Annotated in this window: 2 protein-coding genes; both read left to right on the top strand. The window is 42.9% G+C overall.

Going from position 1 to position 1,591, the window contains the following annotated elements; translation table 11 throughout:
* Positions 1–1,080: 1,080 nt before the first annotated feature.
* On the top strand, positions 1,081–1,266 hold the full coding sequence (locus tag QUB08_RS29235) for a hypothetical protein (RefSeq protein WP_333229444.1): 186 nt from the start codon (positions 1,081–1,083) through the stop codon (positions 1,264–1,266).
* 40 nt (positions 1,267–1,306) lie between these two features.
* A complete protein-coding gene (locus QUB08_RS29230; RefSeq protein WP_333229442.1) occupies positions 1,307–1,483 on the top strand; it encodes a hypothetical protein in 177 nt (58 codons plus the stop codon).
* The last annotated feature ends 108 nt before the right edge of the window (positions 1,484–1,591 follow it).

The raw sequence follows: 1,591 nt of genomic DNA, 5'->3' as shown, positions 1-1,591 counted from the left end.
ATTTTAATAATTTTAGGAATCGCGTATTAGCTTGCTTTTCTGATTAGATAAACTTATAACCATAAGTTCAGGAGAGCTGATCGCATTATAAGTTTCAGAAAACTTAGCCGTAACTTTCCTTTATCGGTATCGGTATAAATATATCTCCCAACATTGCTTGCTACGACTCATTCCTGCTTTTTGTGCAAGCTTCCTCTCTGGCATAAGTTTGAGTTTTCATGCGTTTTTTGCTGCGAATAAGCCCCCAAATTCAGCTAAGAATTAAGTTGAGTTTGCACAAGTTTACTCGCACATTCTCATAAAAAACAGCAAAAAACGCATGAAAACGCATGAAAAGTCAGCCCCAAAAAGTTAATTTTGAGGTTTTTTCCTGTCCCGGTACACTTAATATCAATTTAATAATTTAACAGCAAGCTCTACACTCCAATTTTAGGCAAATGTAGCAGAGGCTCAAAAGTGGTAGCATTTATAGCAAGCTGTACTTTCACAATTGAGCAAGCCGAACTAATTGAAAAGCTGTTAAGGTTGCCTAAAAAATAGCGGCCTCGTTATTAGCCATTCAGCTATTGCATATTAATGTATCGGACAAAGGCGGTAGCGTTTTTCTCTTTTTGAGTTGCAGTTCAGTTTGTTTGGCTTTATTGAAGGCAGTGCTACCGCACGGTTGTACTTGATTTCAGAGAGAGTGCGTGAGCCGGAGCCCCTCTAAGCACCCAGGCCCTAGCGATATGAGTTTTCACGCGGCATTACATAACGTTGAACCAGCATGATTGGTTAACTTGAGAACTCAGGGAAGCGCTCGCCACCCATGCTACCCAGGTGTGACGGGGCAATTGATGCCAGTGTTGCCAGAAAAGTCGCCACAATAGTATGAGCAATCGGCACAGTTGAAGAGCGGGTAAAACCAAGCCTTTTGAAACACTTGGCTAACATCGCATCAGTGGTATTGATTGGGAGGCACAGTTGAAGAGCGGGTAAAATTAAGCCCCTTGACACCCCAGCCCCAGTTTTTAGGTAGTTGTGGCGATAGCTGCACGGCGATCGATTCAAAGCCAAACCTTTGTGGTGATTTGAATCATTTTGACTTTAAAAACTACAACTCGCGACTCGACTCCGCTGCCCTTACTCGAATATCCGAAGCAGCCTGCAAGTCGCTACCACTGGCTCACCATTGACCCTATCAAGTCGATGCTCGCTGTGATTATCGTTCGTCCGACAGCTAGCAAGAGCGCGATCGCCTTGCACTTAGGATTACCGCATTCATGAGGGTGCATTATTTCTCTTTCTGCACGTAAAAGTCAGGTTTGTGATCACAAAAACATTGCTTGCTACCGAGAGAGAACAGCCAAAACCGACCTCAACAGGCAAAGGCACGAACAGCACAAAAAAGCAGCAGTTTGACCGACAAATTCAGGCATTTGCAGGATATTTTCGGGTAAATACAGGTAAAATGCAGCCCCTGCAAATACCTGCAAACGCCTGACTTTATACTGCAAACGCCTGACTTTATACTGCAAATGCCTGACTTTAGGGCGCACAACAATTAGTGATTTTTTAGCGTTTTTAACAAAAACTGAATTGAATTAATAGT

Source organism: Microcoleus sp. BR0-C5 (assembly GCF_036705045.1).
Classification (GTDB): domain Bacteria; phylum Cyanobacteriota; class Cyanobacteriia; order Cyanobacteriales; family Microcoleaceae; genus Microcoleus.
This window is presented reverse-complemented; position numbering and strand designations above follow the sequence as displayed.